The 16717-nt window shown below is 49.0% G+C and carries 17 protein-coding genes and 1 other annotated feature; of the genes, 3 read left to right on the top strand and 14 right to left on the bottom strand.

The window, feature by feature from the left end; genetic code table 11:
- Positions 1-14 precede the first annotated feature (14 nt).
- The 3 genes from E2566_RS10045 (at position 15) to E2566_RS10035 (ending at position 2743) form a co-directional block, all read left to right on the top strand.
- Positions 15-1733 (top strand): ABC transporter ATP-binding protein, encoded by a 1719-nt coding sequence (locus E2566_RS10045; protein ID WP_107170602.1) that lies wholly within the window; start codon positions 15-17, stop codon positions 1731-1733.
- A 138-nt stretch (positions 1734-1871) separates the two neighbouring features.
- A complete protein-coding gene (locus tag E2566_RS10040; RefSeq protein WP_107170603.1) occupies positions 1872-2249 on the top strand; it encodes a nitrous oxide-stimulated promoter family protein in 378 nt (125 codons plus the stop codon).
- A 47-nt stretch (positions 2250-2296) separates the two neighbouring features.
- Positions 2297-2743 carry a GNAT family N-acetyltransferase gene (locus tag E2566_RS10035; RefSeq protein WP_107170604.1) on the top strand — a complete coding sequence of 149 codons (447 nt, stop codon included), beginning with the start codon at positions 2297-2299 and terminating at the stop codon, positions 2741-2743.
- 67 nt (positions 2744-2810) lie between these two features.
- Here the strand turns inward: E2566_RS10035 and ihfA are convergent, their stop codons facing one another.
- The 14 genes from ihfA to E2566_RS09965 all read right to left on the bottom strand — a co-directional run bounded on the left by ihfA (position 2811) and on the right by E2566_RS09965 (position 16703).
- Positions 2811-3107, bottom strand: a complete 297-nt coding sequence (ihfA, locus tag E2566_RS10030; RefSeq protein WP_005968881.1) for an integration host factor subunit alpha — start codon at positions 3105-3107, stop codon at positions 2811-2813.
- Between the two features lie 4 nt (positions 3108-3111).
- Positions 3112-5499, bottom strand: a complete 2388-nt coding sequence (gene pheT, locus E2566_RS10025) for a phenylalanine--tRNA ligase subunit beta (RefSeq protein WP_107170605.1) — start codon at positions 5497-5499, stop codon at positions 3112-3114.
- A 14-nt stretch (positions 5500-5513) separates the two neighbouring features.
- Entirely contained in the window at positions 5514-6497 is a 984-nt protein-coding gene (pheS, locus tag E2566_RS10020; protein WP_039489639.1) for a phenylalanine--tRNA ligase subunit alpha, read from the bottom strand.
- Between the two features lie 89 nt (positions 6498-6586).
- Positions 6587-6710: a sequence feature (Phe leader region), on the bottom strand.
- Positions 6661-6705 carry a pheST operon leader peptide PheM gene (gene pheM / locus E2566_RS21705; protein ID WP_106120997.1) on the bottom strand — a complete coding sequence of 15 codons (45 nt, stop codon included), beginning with the start codon at positions 6703-6705 and terminating at the stop codon, positions 6661-6663. (Overlaps the previous feature by 45 nt.)
- Positions 6711-6824: 114 nt before the next feature.
- A complete protein-coding gene (gene rplT / locus E2566_RS10010; RefSeq protein ID WP_005968887.1) occupies positions 6825-7181 on the bottom strand; it encodes a 50S ribosomal protein L20 in 357 nt (118 codons plus the stop codon).
- 43 nt (positions 7182-7224) lie between these two features.
- The gene (rpmI, locus tag E2566_RS10005; protein WP_010275699.1) at positions 7225-7422 is read right to left on the bottom strand and encodes a 50S ribosomal protein L35; all 198 of its coding nucleotides are present in this window, start codon (positions 7420-7422) and stop codon (positions 7225-7227) included.
- 113 nt (positions 7423-7535) lie between these two features.
- The gene (gene infC / locus E2566_RS10000) at positions 7536-8078 is read right to left on the bottom strand and encodes a translation initiation factor IF-3 (RefSeq protein WP_107170606.1); all 543 of its coding nucleotides are present in this window, start codon (positions 8076-8078) and stop codon (positions 7536-7538) included.
- 2 nt (positions 8079-8080) lie between these two features.
- Positions 8081-10009 (bottom strand): threonine--tRNA ligase, encoded by a 1929-nt coding sequence (gene thrS / locus E2566_RS09995; protein WP_107170607.1) that lies wholly within the window; start codon positions 10007-10009, stop codon positions 8081-8083.
- Between the two features lie 259 nt (positions 10010-10268).
- Positions 10269-11669, bottom strand: a complete 1401-nt coding sequence (locus E2566_RS09990) for an amino acid permease (protein WP_107170608.1) — start codon at positions 11667-11669, stop codon at positions 10269-10271.
- A 126-nt stretch (positions 11670-11795) separates the two neighbouring features.
- Complete coding sequence (locus E2566_RS09985) at positions 11796-12059, bottom strand: YebO family protein (RefSeq protein ID WP_107170609.1); 264 nt, start codon at positions 12057-12059, stop codon at positions 11796-11798.
- Between the two features lie 233 nt (positions 12060-12292).
- Complete coding sequence (gene kdgR, locus E2566_RS09980; RefSeq protein WP_107170610.1) at positions 12293-13084, bottom strand: DNA-binding transcriptional regulator KdgR; 792 nt, start codon at positions 13082-13084, stop codon at positions 12293-12295.
- Between the two features lie 215 nt (positions 13085-13299).
- Positions 13300-14466, bottom strand: a complete 1167-nt coding sequence (ogl, locus tag E2566_RS09975) for an oligogalacturonate lyase (RefSeq protein ID WP_107170611.1) — start codon at positions 14464-14466, stop codon at positions 13300-13302.
- Positions 14467-14808: 342 nt separating this feature from the next.
- Positions 14809-15690, bottom strand: a complete 882-nt coding sequence (htpX, locus tag E2566_RS09970; RefSeq protein WP_107170612.1) for a protease HtpX — start codon at positions 15688-15690, stop codon at positions 14809-14811.
- 164 nt (positions 15691-15854) lie between these two features.
- Positions 15855-16703 carry a glycerophosphodiester phosphodiesterase family protein gene (locus E2566_RS09965; protein ID WP_107170613.1) on the bottom strand — a complete coding sequence of 283 codons (849 nt, stop codon included), beginning with the start codon at positions 16701-16703 and terminating at the stop codon, positions 15855-15857.
- Positions 16704-16717 lie beyond the last annotated feature (14 nt).

Raw genomic sequence — 16717 nt, 5'->3', positions numbered from 1 at the left:
CTAAAAAAGTCCACATGTTAAGCCGTTTCTTTTCGTACTATTCTCCCTATAAAGGGTTATTCGTCCTCGATTTTGGCTGTGCCATTATCGCAGGCCTGCTTGAATTAGGGTTTCCGATGGCGATTAAAGCGTTCATCGACAAACTGTTACCGGCGCAGGATTGGTCACTGATCCTGTTAGCGTCGGTGGCGCTATTGGCAGTCTATCTGCTGAATACCGCGCTGATGGCCATCGTCAACTATTGGGGACATGCCCTGGGCGTGGGGATTGAAACCGACATGCGCCGGCAGGCATTTGAGCACCTGCAAAATTTGCCGTTCCGTTACTACGATAATATGAAGACCGGGCATATCATCACGCACGTCACCAAAGATCTGGAAGAAGTGGGTGAAATCGCCCACCACGGCCCGGAAGACTTGTTCCTCGCTATTATGACGTTTATTGGCGCATTTATTCTGATGGCGACGGTTCACCTGAATCTGGCGCTGCTAACGATTGTTATCGTGCCTTTCATGGGATATCTCGTCAGCCGCTATGGCGCACGAATGACGGAAACCTGGCGTCAGCTCTTTGGTCAAGTGGGCAACTTCAACGCCCGCATTGAAGAGAGCGTGGGCGGTATCCGTGTCGTTAAAGCTTTCGCTAATGAAGCCCATGAGAAGAAACTGTTCTCTAACGACAACGAAAACTATCGCCGTACCAAATTGCAGGCCTACCGCATCATGACCGCCAGCATGACGCTCAGTTACCTCAGCACGCGCCTGATACAGCTTATCGTGATGCTGGCAGGTATCTGGTATGTCATTCAGGGAGAGCTCACCTACGGCGGTTTTATCGGTTTTCTGCTGCTGATTGAGGTTTTCTTCCGCCCTGTTGCCAAAATTACCTCTGTGCTGGAGAGTTATCCCAAGGGCATTGCGGGATTCAAGCGCTTTACTCAACTGATCGATACGGTTCCCGAGATTGCCGATGCCCCTGATGCGCATGATGCAGGGCCTCTGAAAGGTAATATCGAGTTTAAACAGGTAGGCTTTGGTTATTCCGCCGAACGCCCAATTCTGCGCAATATCAACCTGTCAATTCGCGCGGGAGAAACCGTAGCGTTTGTTGGCCCGTCCGGTGCAGGTAAAACCACTCTTTGCTCTCTATTGCCCCGCTTCTACGATTTAACTAGCGGAGCCATCACTATTGACGGCATGGACATCCGCCAGATGACGCAGGCGTCACTGCGCAGCCAAATTGGCATCGTACAGCAGGATGTTTTCCTATTCGGCGGCACCATTCGAGAAAACATCGCCTACGGCAAACTTGGTGCCAGCGATGACGAAATCATGGAAGCTGCACGACGGGCCAGATTAGATGAACTGATCGAAAATCTGCCTGAAGGGCTGGATACCGTAGTCGGCGAACGCGGTGTTAAGCTGTCGGGTGGGCAAAAGCAGCGTTTGTCCATCGCGCGGATCTTCCTGAAAAATCCGCCGATCCTGATTCTTGACGAAGCGACATCCGCGCTAGATACGGCGACGGAGCAGGCGATACAGCAATCGCTTAGCGAACTATCCGCAGGACGCACCACGTTGGTTATCGCGCATCGACTGGCAACCATACAGAACGCGGGGCGCATTGTGGTAGTGGATAATGGCAGCATCATTGAGCAAGGCAGTCATCAAGCGTTGCTGGAACAAAGTGGCATTTATGCGACGTTGCATCAGGCACAATTCGGTCAGGCCTGATACCTTCTTTTCTTCGGCGAGGGTTCTCCTCGCCTTTTTCTCTCCGCCTTTTGCACGTTCATGTGACGTAAGAGGTTTCCCTTGCCATAAATTGCATTTAAAATACATCTATTATGATTTCATCAGGACATGACGCACATGGCGAGAAAACCCCTGGGAAAATACCGACAGCGGGAGATTCGTACCGTCGGGTTGATGATCGAACTGTATGAAAAGCGCCACCCAGAAACCAACGACAGCACACAGTATAAAGACCTATTTAGCTACGCCATCAAACGTCTGGAGCGCTGTCATTTTGGTGAAGAGAAGCCCGCGTGTAAGCATTGCCCTATCCACTGCTATCAGCCAGCCAGGCGTGAAGCAATTAAAGCAATTATGCGCTGGTCTGGGCCACGGATGCTGCTACGTCACCCTATTTTGGCAATACGCCACTTAATTGACGATTATCGCCCCGTGCCGGACTATCCACGACCAAAAAGTGTAACATCGGAAAATATTAAAAAATCGTCTAAATAACCTATTTTTCCGCATTAACTCAGCAACAGAGAGTACCATTATTATTCATGAGCATGATTGAATCGGCCACACCAGCAGACTTTCCCACATTAACCGCACTCTGGGAGTCATCCGTTCGCGCCACACATACTTTTCTCGGTGAGGAGGACATCCATTTTTTTCGTCCACGTATTCTGAACGATTATCTACCCGCATTGAATGTGTTGGTTATAAGAGCACATAAAAGTGAAATAAAGGGCTTTATTGGCCTGTCAGATGACACCATCGAGATGCTATTTGTAGCACCCCACTGGAGCGGTAACGGCATTGGCAGTGAACTGGTCACATTCGTGCTCACACACTTTCCGATAACAAAAGTTGATGTTAATGAGCAAAATGGAAGAGCCAGAAAATTTTACGAAACAATGGGATTTATCGTAAAGCACCGTTCGGAGCAAGATTCGTATGGCAAGCCTTTTCCCATTCTTCACATGGAACACCTAACTTCCTCATAGAAAGCGTGTTATCAGTCAAGGCTCAAAGAGGAAAAGGCCGCTTGCGCGGCCTTTTTGAGTGACACAATTACTCTTTGGGAGAGGCGTTCTCTACCCTGCTTTTCAGCTTTTGCCCCGGACGGAACGTGACCACACGGCGCGCCGTAATCGGAATATCTTCGCCAGTTTTTGGGTTACGTCCAGGACGTTGGTTCTTGTCTCGCAAATCAAAATTGCCAAAACCTGACAACTTGACCTGCTCGCCATTTTCCAAAGCGCGACGAACTTCTTCAAAAAATAGCTCGACTAGGTCTTTGGCATCCCGTTTGCTCAGCCCGAGCTTCTCAAACAGGTATTCTGACATTTCAGCTTTAGTAAGCGCCATAGGTTCAATCCCTCAAGGATGCTTGGAATCGCTGTTTTAATGCTGCTACGCACTCAGCAACGGTAGCGGCAATTTCCTCTTCTGCCAGTGTACGCGTGGTATCTTGCAGTGTCAGGCTGATAGCCAGACTCTTATAACCTTCCGCTACGCCCTTCCCTCGGTACACGTCGAATAAGTTTACGCCAACTAACTGATTTGCGCCAACTTTCTTACACTCGGCCAAAATATCACCCGCAGGGACATTTTCAGCGACCACAACGGCAATATCACGACGGTTCGCAGGGAAGCGGGAAATCTCGTTCGCATCAGGCAATACGCGGTCTGCAACCTTATCCCACAACAATTCGAACACCACGGTGCGCCCGTTAAGATCCAACTTGCGCTCCAGCTCTGGGTGAATAACGCCAATAAATCCAATGCGTTCTCCGCACAGATAAATAGCAGCACTTTGTCCTGGATGCAATGCCGGATTATTTTCGGCTTTGAATTCAATCTCAGACAATTTGCCCGTCAATGCCAGTACCGCTTCCAAATCGCCTTTTAAATCATAGAAGTCAACGGCCTGACGCGCCAGATCCCAATGTTCTTCATAACGCGTGCCCGTAATCACACCTGCCAGCATCAGATCTTGGCGAATGCCCAGGTCAGCACTGGTGTCCGGTACAAAACGCAGACCGCTTTCAAACAGGCGCAGGCGGCTTTGTTGACGGTTTTGGTTATACACAGCGGCGCTTAATAAGCCACTCCACAGTGATAAACGCATCACCGACATCTCTGCTGAAATCGGGCTCGGCAGACTCAGAGAAGCTTCTTCAGGGTGGATTAACCCCTGAATTTTCGGGTCAACAAAACTGTAAGTAATTGCTTCCTGATAGCCGTGATCGACTAATAGTGCCTTAACGCGCTTCAATGACAATGACGCTTCACGATGCGCGGTCATGATCAACGGAGCCTGAGTAGGAATATTCGGAATGTTGTTGTAGCCGTAAATACGCGCGACTTCTTCAACCAGATCTTCTTCGATTTCCATGTCAAAGCGCCAGCTCGGTGCAGTCGCCTGCCAGCCGGTGTCAGTTCTCACCACGTTACAGCCTAAACGTTGCAGGATATCGCTCACCTGCTCATCGGCAATCACATGGCCAATCAGACGATTCAGCTTTTCACGACGCAACGTAATCGTTGCACGCGTTGGCAAATCAGCGTCGCTGGTGACATCAACGACCGGGCCGGCTTCGCCACCACAAATCTCAATCAGCAAACGAGTGGCACGTTCAATAGCTTTGTGTTGCAACGCCGGATCAACACCACGTTCGTAACGGTGAGAGGCATCAGTGTGCAAGCCGTGGCGACGTGCGCGTCCAGTAATCGACAGCGGGTTAAAATAGGCACATTCCAGCAGAACGTTTTGCGTTTCTTCATTGACGCCAGAATGCTCGCCGCCAAAGATACCGCCCATTGCCAATGCATTCTGCTGGTCGGCAATAACCAGCGTATCGGCGTTCAGCTTCGCTTCGTTACCATCCAGCAGCGTCAGCGTTTCGCCCTCTTTCGCCATACGCACAATAATGCCGCCGTTGAGACGGTCAAGATCGAATGCATGCATCGGCTGGCCGAGTTCCAGCAGAACGTAGTTGGTCACGTCAACCACGGGATCGATAGAACGAATACCGCAACGACGCAGTTTTTCACGCATCCACAACGGCGTTGCCGCCTTAACGTTGATGCCTTTCACTACACGGCCTAAATAGCGTGGACATGCCTGTGGCGCATCAACCTGAATTGGGAAGGTATCCTGAATTGTCGCGGCAACGGGCTCAACAGCCGGTTCATTCAACGCCATTTGATTCAATACCGCCACATCACGCGCCACACCGATGATACCTAAGCAATCAGCACGGTTTGGTGTCACGCTGATTTCAATCGCGTTGTCATCTAACTTCAGGTAGTCACGAATATCCGTGCCAATCAGCGCATCTGCTGGCAACTCGATGATGCCATCGTGATCGTCGGAAATACCCAATTCGGAAAATGAGCACAGCATACCTTCAGACGGCTCGCCACGCAGTTTGGCAGCTTTGATTTTGAAGTCGCCTGGCAACACGGCACCTACCGTCGCTACCGCCACTTTCAGACCCTGACGGCAGTTCGGTGCGCCGCAAACGATGTCCAGCAGGCGATCGCCACCAACATTGACTTTTGTCACACGCAGTTTATCTGCATTCGGGTGCTGCCCACATTCAACCACTTCACCGACAAACACTCCGTCGAATGCGCCAGCAACAGGCTCAACGCCATCCACTTCCAGCCCAGCCATCGTGATTTGTTCGGATAACGTTTCACTGTCAACCGCCGGGTTTACCCACTCGCGTAACCAGAGTTCACTGAATTTCATGATGTATACCCGCCTTACTTAAACTGTTTGAGGAAACGCAGATCATTTTCGAAGAATGCACGCAAATCGGTCACACCATAGCGCAGCATCGTCAGACGCTCCATGCCCATACCAAATGCGAAACCGGAATAAACTTCGGGATCGATACCGACATTACGCAGGACGTTAGGGTGCACCATGCCGCAACCCAGTACTTCCAACCATTTACCGTTCTTACCCATGACATCCACTTCTGCGGACGGCTCGGTAAACGGGAAATAAGACGGACGGAAGCGAACCTGCAAATCTTCCTCAAAGAAATTACGCAGGAAATCATGCAGCGTACCTTTCAGATTGGTGAAGCTGATGTCTTTATCGACAATCAGCCCTTCCATCTGATGGAACATTGGCGTGTGGGTCTGATCGTAATCGTTACGATAAACACGGCCCGGCGCAATGATACGAATAGGCGGTTGCTGTTTTTCCATGGTACGGATCTGAACGCCTGAAGTCTGTGTACGCAGCAGACGCGTAGCATCGAACCAGAACGTATCGTGGTCAGCACGTGCGGGGTGATGCCCTGGAATATTTAACGCATCAAAGTTGTGGTAGTCGTCTTCGATTTCTGGCCCGGTGACCACCGAAAAACCCAGCTCGCCAAAAAAGGTTTCGATGCGATCGATAGTGCGCGTCACTGGGTGCAAACCACCATTCTCAATGGTGCGGCCCGGCAGGGACACATCGATGGTTTCTTGCGCCAGACGCGCATTCAATTCAGCAGATTCCAACATTTGCTTACGGGCATTCAGCGCGTCCTGAACGTCTTGCTTAGCCTGGTTAATGACAGCACCAGCAGCAGGGCGTTCTTCAGCCGGCAACTCGCGCAGCGAGGTCATCTGAAGGGTTAAGTGACCTTTTTTACCCAGATATTCGACACGCACATTTTCCAGTGCGGCAACATCCTGGGCCTCTTCTATAGCTGTTCTGGCTTTGGCAACCAGTTCTGCGAGATGTGGCATTGTGTTCCTCTTTTTCTGCCTATGCGGCCAACTGTCATGATTGAAGAATGTCGTTTTACTAAAAACGATAGTAAAAACCGATAATTATAAATAAAAAAGCCTCCCTTAGGGAGGCTTAAGCGCTACTTTTCGTTTCTTTTCTTACGCGCAAAGCCCCCTGAGTTCAGGCGCTAAAGTAAAAAAAGAAACGGAAAATAGCAGCGTTCATACTTGCTTTACCTTGTTTTGAGAACCACAAAAACGTGTAAATAACCAACGGCATTGTAAACACCGAAAACTATAGCGTTTGACGAAAAGAGGGAGCCAAAGCTCCCTCTCTCAACTGACTTACGCCAGTGCCGCTTTCGCTTTTTCGACCAGCGCGCTGAACGCTAACTTATCGAATACTGCGATATCGGCCAGAATCTTACGGTCAATTTCAACAGAGGCTTTTTTCAGGCCGTTGATGAATTTGCTGTAAGACAAACCGTTTTGACGAGCTGCCGCATTGATACGTGCAATCCACAGCTGACGGAATTGACGTTTACGTTGACGACGGTCGCGGTAAGCGTACTGACCAGCTTTGATTACTGCCTGGAAGGCAACACGATAAACACGCGAACGGGCACCGTAGTAACCTTTCGCTTGTTTCAATATTTTCTTGTGACGTGCACGGGCAACTACACCACGTTTTACGCGAGCCATATGCTCTCTCCTAAAGTCTTATTCTGAATTAAAAAAAGGTTACTTATGCGTACGGCAGACATGCGATAACAAGACCCAGATCCCCTTTGGAGACCAGACCTTTTGGACGCAGGTGACGTTTACGCTTAGTTGACTTTTTGGTCAGAATATGACGCAGGTTAGCATGCTTACGCTTAAAACCACCGCTAGCGGTTTTTTTAAAGCGTTTAGCGGCGCCACGTACTGTTTTAATCTTTGGCATTTTTATTTCCACTTCGCATTGTTAATAAAACGAATCAGATAAGGCGAACAAAACCGCACAGATTTACTGCTTAACGCAAAATAAAAGCAGTGCGGTTCCGCTACTTGAATGCCTTACTGTTTCTTCTTCGGTGCTAACACCATGATCATCTGACGGCCTTCGATCTTCGATGGGAAGGATTCGACAACTGCCAGTTCACTCAGATCGTCACGAACGCGGTTAAGCACTTCGATACCAATCTGTTGGTGTGCCATTTCACGACCGCGGAAACGCAGTGTGATTTTAGCTTTGTCACCATCTTCCAGAAAGCGAACCAGGTTGCGTAGTTTGACCTGATAGTCGCCATCATCGGTACCAGGTCGGAATTTGATTTCCTTGACCTGAATAACTTTTTGTTTTTTCTTCTGTTCCTTTGTAGCCTTACTCTTCTCATAAAGGAACTTGCCGTAATCCATAATTCGGCAAACCGGCGGCTCGGCGTTCGGACTGATTTCAACTAAATCAACACCTGCTTCTTCGGCTTTTTCTAATGCTTCATTTAGACTTACGATGCCAAGCTGTTCGCCTTCGACGCCAGTTAGGCGTACCTCATGTGCGCGAATCTCTCTGTTGATGCGATTAGGACGCGCCGGTTGAACTCGTTTTCCGCCTTTAATACCTATACCTCCAATTGATGAAGACTACGGCTGCGAATCTCTTGCAGCAGCTTGCTGATAACTTCACTGACATCCAGGCTCCCCAGGTCTTTACCACGACGAGTACGGACAGCAACTTTTCCTGCCTCGACCTCTTTGTCGCCACAAACCAGCATATAGGGAACGCGTCGTAAAGTGTGTTCGCGGATTTTAAAGCCTATCTTCTCATTTCTCAAGTCTGCTTTCACACGAATGCCCGCTTCTTGCAATTTTTGGGTCAATTCGTTGACATAATCAGACTGACTGTCGGTGATATTCATAATCACCACTTGAACCGGCGCTAGCCAGGTTGGGAAGAAACCAGCGAATTCTTCGGTCAGAATACCGATAAAACGCTCCATTGAACCCAAAATAGCCCGGTGAATCATAACCGGCACCTGACGCTCATTACTTTCGCCAACGTAAGAGGCGTTCAAACGACCCGGCAATGAAAAGTCGAGCTGCACCGTACCACACTGCCACGCGCGATCCAAACAGTCATGCAAGGTAAATTCAATTTTTGGGCCATAGAACGCCCCTTCACCCGGCTGATAAGCGAATTCAATGTTATTTTCAGTCAACGCCGCCGCCAAATCGGCTTCAGCACGATCCCACATCTCATCGCTACCAATGCGTTTTTCAGGACGCGTAGACAGTTTCACCACGATTTTTTCAAAACCGAAGGTGCTGTACATGTCATACACCATCTTGATGCAGCTGTTCACTTCATCACGAACCTGCTCTTCCGTACAGAAGATGTGCGCATCGTCCTGAGTGAAGCCGCGCACGCGCATTAGGCCATGCAGAGAACCTGACGGTTCATTACGGTGACAGCTACCGAACTCAGCCATACGCAGCGGCAGATCGCGATAAGATTTCAATCCCTGATTGAAAATCTGTACATGGCCCGGGCAGTTCATCGGCTTGATGCAGTATTCACGATTCTCTGATGACGTCGTGAACATCGCTTCTTTGTAGTTTTCCCAGTGGCCGGTTTTTTCCCACATCACGCGATCCATCATGAATGGACCTTTCACTTCCTGATACTGGTACGACTTCAGTTTCATGCGTACAAACGCTTCCAACTCGCGGAAGATCGTCCAGCCGTCGTTGTGCCAGAACACCATACCTGGCGCTTCTTCCTGCATGTGATACAGGTCAAGTTGTTTACCGATTTTGCGGTGGTCGCGCTTAGACGCTTCTTCAAGACGTTGCAGGTAAGAAGCCAACTGCTTTTTATCCGCCCATGCGGTGCCGTAGATGCGTTGCAGCATTTTATTTTTGCTGTCGCCACGCCAGTAAGCACCAGAGGTTTTCTGCAATTTGAAATGATGACAGAAACGCATATTCGGTACGTGCGGGCCACGGCACATATCGACGTATTCTTCATGGTGATACAGACCTGGACGATCGTCGTGGCTGATGTTCTCATCCAGAATCGCAATTTTGTAGGTCTCACCGCGCGCAGCGAACGCGTCGCGTGCTTCCTGCCAACTGACTTTTTTCTTGATTACGTCATAGTCAGTGTCAGCGAGCTCATGCATACGCTTTTCGAGCAGCTCAATGTCTTCCTGAGTCAGAGTACGGTCGATGTCAACGTCATAGTAAAAACCGTTATCAATAACCGGACCAATCGCCATTTTGGTATCTGGCCACAGTTGCTTGATCGCATGGCCCAACAAGTGCGCACAGGAGTGACGAATAATCTCCAGACCGGCTTCATCTTTGGCGGTAATAATGGCTAACTGTGCATCGGTATCGATCTTATCGCTGGCGTCAACCAGCTCGCCATTAACACGTCCGGCGATACAGGCTTTTGCAAGACCGGGACCAATATCAAGTGCAACATCGAGGGGAGAAACGGCGTGGTCGTAATGACGCTGACTTCCATCAGGAAGGGTGATAACTGGCATTATAATTCCCTTATTTACAGTGGTGAGCCACACGAAAGCTCACATGCAAAAAATCGCATATCAATTGAAAATCAAAAGTGTTACCCATGCTATTTCTCTGTACTCTGTGAAATATATACACATGATGCGAACACTACAGGCGCGCAGTAGCGTGACATGGATAACGTCGGCGACAATAATACACCTTATAAGTGGTGTGTTAAAGCCGGATGGGTAGCCTGCGCATCGTTACCGCGCGATGAACAGGCCACGGGAGTGTTTACTGTGTTTGTGTCGATTTGAGCATCGCGTTATTTCTGCGGGAAAATCGGAAACCAAGCCAAATAACAGCAATCCAGAACGGAATTAAAATGACCGAAATGCGAATTCCCGGCGACAGCAGCATAATCACTAAAATCCCTGCCAAAAATGCCAGACACAGGTAGTTACCCCACGGATACCAGAAGGCTTTAAACGCAGGAACAACCCCCTTCGCGATCATCGCCTGACGAAAACGCAGGTGCGCAAAGCAGATCATGATCCAGTTAATCACCAGCGTCGACACCACCAACGCCATCAGCAGCTCAAAGGCTTTACCCGGCATCAGGTAGTTAATCGCTACGCCAAGTGAGGTCGCCAACGCCGACAGCGCGATAGAACGAACGGGCACACCGCGCGCGTTAACCTTAGCCAAAGACTTCGGCGCATTTCCTTGTTTTGCCAAACCGTACAGCATCCGGCTATTACAGTATACGCCGCTGTTGTAAACCGATAATGCTGCCGTCAGCACCACGACGTTGAGCACGTTCGCCACCATGTTGCTGTTAAGCGCATGGAAAATCAGGACAAACGGACTACCGCCGCCGACCACATTCCCCCACGGGTAGAGTGATAACAAAATAGACAGCGCGCCGATATAGAAAATCAGGATGCGGTACACCACCTGATTAGTCGCCTGAGGGATAGAACGTTTCGGATCGGCCGCTTCTGCGGCTGTGATCCCCACCAACTCCAGGCCACCGAATGAAAACATGATCACTGCCATCGCCATGATCAAGCCGCTTGCGCCATTCGGCATGAATCCGCCATGAATCCATAAATTACGAACCGTCGCCGTTTCGCCACCATTACCACTCAGCAACAGCCAACTGCCAAAGACAATCATTCCGACGATGGCAAGTACTTTGATAATGGCGAACCAAAATTCTGTTTCCCCAAACATCCGCACATTAACGAGATTGATCAGGTTGATCAGCACAAAGAAGATCGCCGCAGACAACCAGGTTGGCGTCTCCGGCCACCAGTATTGGATATAAATCCCCACGGCGGTCAACTCCGCCATCCCTACCAGAATAAACATCGCCCAGTAGTTCCAACCTGCGAGGAAACCCGCAAAATCACCCCAGTATTTAAAGGCAAAATGGCTGAATGAACCCGCTACTGGTTCTTCTACTACCATCTCACCCAGTTGCCGCATAATCAGAAACGCGATCATGCCGGCTATCGCATAGCCCAATAAGACGGACGGGCCAGCCATTTGAATAGTCTGCGATATCCCTAAAAACAGCCCAGTACCAATAGCACCACCCAGTGCTATCAACTGAATATGCCGATTTTTTAGCCCCCGTTTTAAAACCAGTTCCTGTTGATCGTTTGCTATGTTGTTCTGAGCATTTGCCATGTTGTTTTTATGCTTCCTGTAAAGCCTTCTTCATTTTTATAACAATGCCTGCTTACGCCCCCCGAATGAAAGCGGAGGCAAACAGGCAAAAGAAGTGTATTTAAGCGCTACACAGTGATTGGGCTATTAACGTTCAGGAATGACATTTTTGAACGTTAACTCCACATCATCACGACCGAGCTCGGCGACAAGCGCTTCAGGCTCGCTTTTCTCTACATTCTGGGGTAACAATTTTTTCAATAACGCTAGCTGCTGACGTTGCTGCTCTACGATCTCTTGCAGCAATTTCACCTGCTCATTCGCTCTGACGCTCGCCCGATTGACAAAAAACCAAACCAGTGCGGCCAGTAGCACAACCAGCAAGACAAAAACCACTTCTAATATGTTCACAACGACTCCACTTATCGCTACTTAGACAGACATCTACGGGCTATCTTAACACCAGGGCGTAACCAAATTCGATACCCGACGCCGTCCGTTATCCACAGCATGCTGATGCACATCGCTATCGTATTGGTGCAAAAAATAAAAAAACGTGGGAACGTTTTTCAACGTTGCTCACGACGGCCCGCCATAAAAAAAAGCCTGTCGACAAGGACAGGCTTAGCAAACGATAAGGAATATCAGAAAGGGTAATCGTGGTAGCCCATCTGTTCTGAGATATTTCTGGCTGCGGTGTGCAGCGTGGCCACATATTCGTGTTTATTCTCTTCTGAAAAACGAATTGTTGGGAAAGAAATACTGAGGCCAGCAATCACAACACCGAAGCGATCGAATACCGGAACAGCGATGCAACGCAGCCCTTCTTCCTGTTCTTCGTTATCTTCGCCGTAGCCTTGCTCGCGCACAACATCCAATTGGTTAAGAAGATCTTCAGCAGAACACAACGTATGTGGTGTGCTGCGAGTGAATTCTACCGTCGAGAGAACTTCTTCCACTTCACCACGATCGCGCCACGCCAACAGCACTTTACCAATTGCGGTACTGTGCAATGGATTACGGCGACCGATGCGCGAATACATGCGCAGGTTATACATAGAATCAATCTTGTGGATATAAACGATGCCGTCTTCATCTAACGCGCCAAGGTGGATCGTTTCTCGCGTCAGCGCAGACAACTCGCGCATCTGTATATCCGCACTGCGGATTAAATCTACGTTCTGCAATGCTTTCGCACCAAGTTCAAACAACTTGAGCGTCAGCGAATATTTCTCCGATTCACCTTCCTGCGCAACATAGCCCAGGGATTTCATCGTCTGCAAGAAGCGGTAAACGGTACTCTTGGACATCATGACGCGCTGAGAAAGCTCGGTAATACCAATTTCTCTCTCTTCACCTAATGCCTGCAAAATACCAAAAACCTTTAAAACGGACGACACGGAATCGGGTTGTTTATCTAAATCTGCAATAGCCATTTTTGTGGTTACCCTACTCAGGTTTTTTTTGTTTTAAAAAAAATAGAACAATGGTTTTAGTATAAAGGGAACGCTTTGATTATGGCAATGGAGCAATAACGATAATCAAGTTAAGATTGAGAAATAACCGCGTCAGAGACTTAATAAAATAATATGTAAGTAAATATTTTAAAATAATCCGCGCCATAAAATGTGACGCGGACTTATTAGTATTATTAGTTCCAGACGGAATCAGGAACCTTCGCCAGATACAGCGCAGGTTTTCCATCTACGTCAGAAGTAAACAGGACTTGTTTATTATCCGGCGTGAAAGAAGGATGTGGGTGGGTGACCTGACGGTCGCCTTCCAACACTTCCCAAGATGTATTGTGTTGTGCTATGCGGTGTTCTTTGCCGGTTTTCAGGTTGAAAACATACAGGAACGGATCGTTCTCAATTTTGTAGCCACCATCATCCTGCACGTCGACTGGCGCATCGGAACCATCACCAACCAACAACGTGCCATCATAGTTACTCATCAGGTGAGAACATGGCGGCATGATGCGCAGTTGACGATCTTCTAGCGTAACGGGATCGATGCTGCGGATATAGCGGTTGGTATCGTCTTTAAGGTAAGAGACGTAAATCATCGCAGAACCATCTGGCACCCAGAATTCGTGGGTACAGCTTTCGCCTTCTGCATGCTCTTTCACTTTACGCATGTTGGTACCATCTTCGTTGATGAACCACATACGGGCATCAACCAAATCGTGTGGACCTTCATGGCAGAATGCGACCGTATTGTCATCGCCTGGACGGTAAATTGGGTGACCCAGCCATTGATTTTCCTGAAGGATCGTCTCTGCTTCGCCCGTTACCAAATCGACGCGAATCAGACGGCAGCAAGGATTAGTGAAATAGAATTCCTGGAATTTTTTCCAATCAGTCAGTGGCTTCCAGTCTTCTTTTTTGATCTCAATACCGACCATTTTAGTGCAATCGGAATTGGCAACCCAAGTACCGTAGCCAACCCAGTCATCAGGCACCTGATAAATGGTTTTCTCTTCCAGCGTAGCCAGATCGACGCGCATCAGGTTACGGGTATTTTTAACGTAATACAGCGCATCGTCATTCGGGGACAGGAAACCACCGAAGGTGTTGTCGCCTTTGCCTTCCGTCAACTGCGTGGCATTCTGCTCTTTTAAATCCAGCAGATAGTAGTTCCATGGACCATCAAACGCCGCACCAAACAGCAGTTTGCTGCCATCGTTGAAGAAACATTTCTGGTAGAAATAGTTGCGGTGGCAGATAACATCGGGCGGGGTTAAACGCACAACTTCGGTGCCGGTTGCTGAATCCTGATAGGTATGGAACGTTAGGGGAATCTTGTTACCTTTGGCCATCCGTAAATCCTTAGAACTTATCATGAAGAATCTGACGCCACACGCGCATACTCTCCGATAACCTGATATTCCGCTCGCCCAGCGAGTCGGCCACGCCGACACTGGTTGTTCAAAAATCAGGCCACCAATCTCACGCGAGACGCCTGTTATATCGGCATTATAGAAACAATGTTTCATTTTTCCGTGATCGTGGTTTTATTTTATAAAACATTCTTCCTATTTTCACCACCTGTTTCAGATCTAATGAAAACATTCGGGCAGATAAAGTGCAGGATCGATGAATCAATAAGCGCAGAAATAACAAAGGCCCGAATGGGCCTTTGGGAAGAAAACTACCGTGAATTACTTCAGGTACTCACCGGAGCGCAGCGCCTCGATGCGCTTATCCAACGGCGGGTGTGACATGAAGAGCTCGCTGAAGGATTTCGATTTTCCGTTAATGCAGAAGGCCATCATGCTGCCCTCCTCCTGCGGTTCGTAGCTGGTCTTCAGGCGTTGTAGTGCCGCGATCATTTTTTCACGCCCCACCAGCTTGGCGGAGCCGGCATCTGCATGGAATTCACGATAGCGTGAGAACCACATGGTGATAATGCTGGCAAGAATACCAAATACCAGTTCCAACACGGTAGCAACGGCAAAATAAACCAGCGGATTGCCGTTACTGCTTTCGCCTTCATCACGATTACCGGACAAGAAACCGGAAACGACCTGAGCGATCAGGCGAGAGATAAAGATAACGAAGGTGTTTACTACGCCCTGAACCAGCGTCATCGTTACCATGTCACCATTCGCGATATGACTAATTTCATGCGCGATAACCGCTTCAGCCTCGTCACGACTCATGTTTTGCAGCAAACCCGTGCTCACCGCCACCAGAGAAGCATCACGACGAGCTCCCGTCGCGAACGCATTGATGTCTGGCGCATGGTAAATAGCCACCTGTGGCATCGCGATCCCAGCCTGCTGTGACTGTGAACGCACCGTTTCCACCAACCAGCGTTCGGTTTCGTTACGTGGTTGTTCAATGACCTCACCGCCAACGGAACGCAACGCCATCCATTTAGACATCAGCAGTGAAACAAACGCACCGCCAAAGCCAAACAGCCCAGCCATAATCATTAAGCCCTGGACACTGCTGGACTGAATTCCCGTCAGGCTGAGTACCAGCCCGAAAACCAACATCACCGCCAGGTTGGTGATCAGGAAAAGCGCAATACGCATCATAAAGGTCTGATTTCCTCTCGCAGAAAAATAAAGTTTACAACACCTACATCGTATGGGTTGTCGTGGTATTTTCAAGTATTCTTAACTTTTCAGTTACTAAATCCACATAACTTTACATTTTTCAAGAGGAAAGCGGCATCTTGTCTGCTGGTAGCCCTGATAGATCAGCGTACTAGCGTTGACCGAAAATCGATAAATGCAGCGGCGTGATCGACCTGAATCGCACCGACACCAGCTCGAATGAGTGCCCCCCATACAGCGTCAGGATCGACTAAAGCGCGAGTATCGCTGTAATCTAGCGGATGCGCACAATCCAGTGTGTTTACCCAGATACGTACGCCAAGCCGTTGAAATTCAGCATACGTCTCAACCAATGTATCAATATGATCAAAATTGGCTTCCACCATGGCAACGCCAAAATCGTCAATTTGCCGCAGAATATCGACGGTTTCCCCTCGTTGGAGGTCGATCAACGGCATGTACGGTATCTGGGAGTCCGCCGACGGTGAAACGAGAGGAAAACGGGCAGCAGCAAGATGGATAGGACTTTTCATGATCGCCCCCGCACTGAGACCTTTATCACGAATATCGCGAGCGATGACACCAAATTCCCGCTCATTTTTCACATCCACATTGATAACAATACGCCCACGAGCCTCTTCGAGTACCTCGTACAACAGCGGGATTTTTTCGTTACTTAACGGCCATGCCGAACTGCCATCACTCCCGCGTAGACGCGCCTGGCGAATCTCTGCCAGCGTCATCTTGCCAACCTTCCCCCTCATATTGCTTGTGCGATCGAGTGTATTATCATGAATCACAACAACATGGCTATCAGCCGTTAATTGCGCATCTATCTCCACGATATCAACCCCCAATCGAATGGCTTCGCGCAGCGCCGCCAGCGAATTTTCCGGTGCCGACGCCCAGACACCGCGATGTGCTACCGTCAGAACCGCCGTGTTCTGCGCCGCAATCAATTCCTGCGTTACACCTTTACTTTGCTTTGTCATCAGTCAAAAACTCC

This window comes from Pectobacterium punjabense (assembly GCF_012427845.1).
In the GTDB taxonomy this organism is placed as follows: Bacteria; Pseudomonadota; Gammaproteobacteria; order Enterobacterales; family Enterobacteriaceae; genus Pectobacterium; species Pectobacterium punjabense.
Note: the sequence above shows the minus strand (reverse complement) of the source record. Positions and strands in the feature narration are given on the sequence as shown.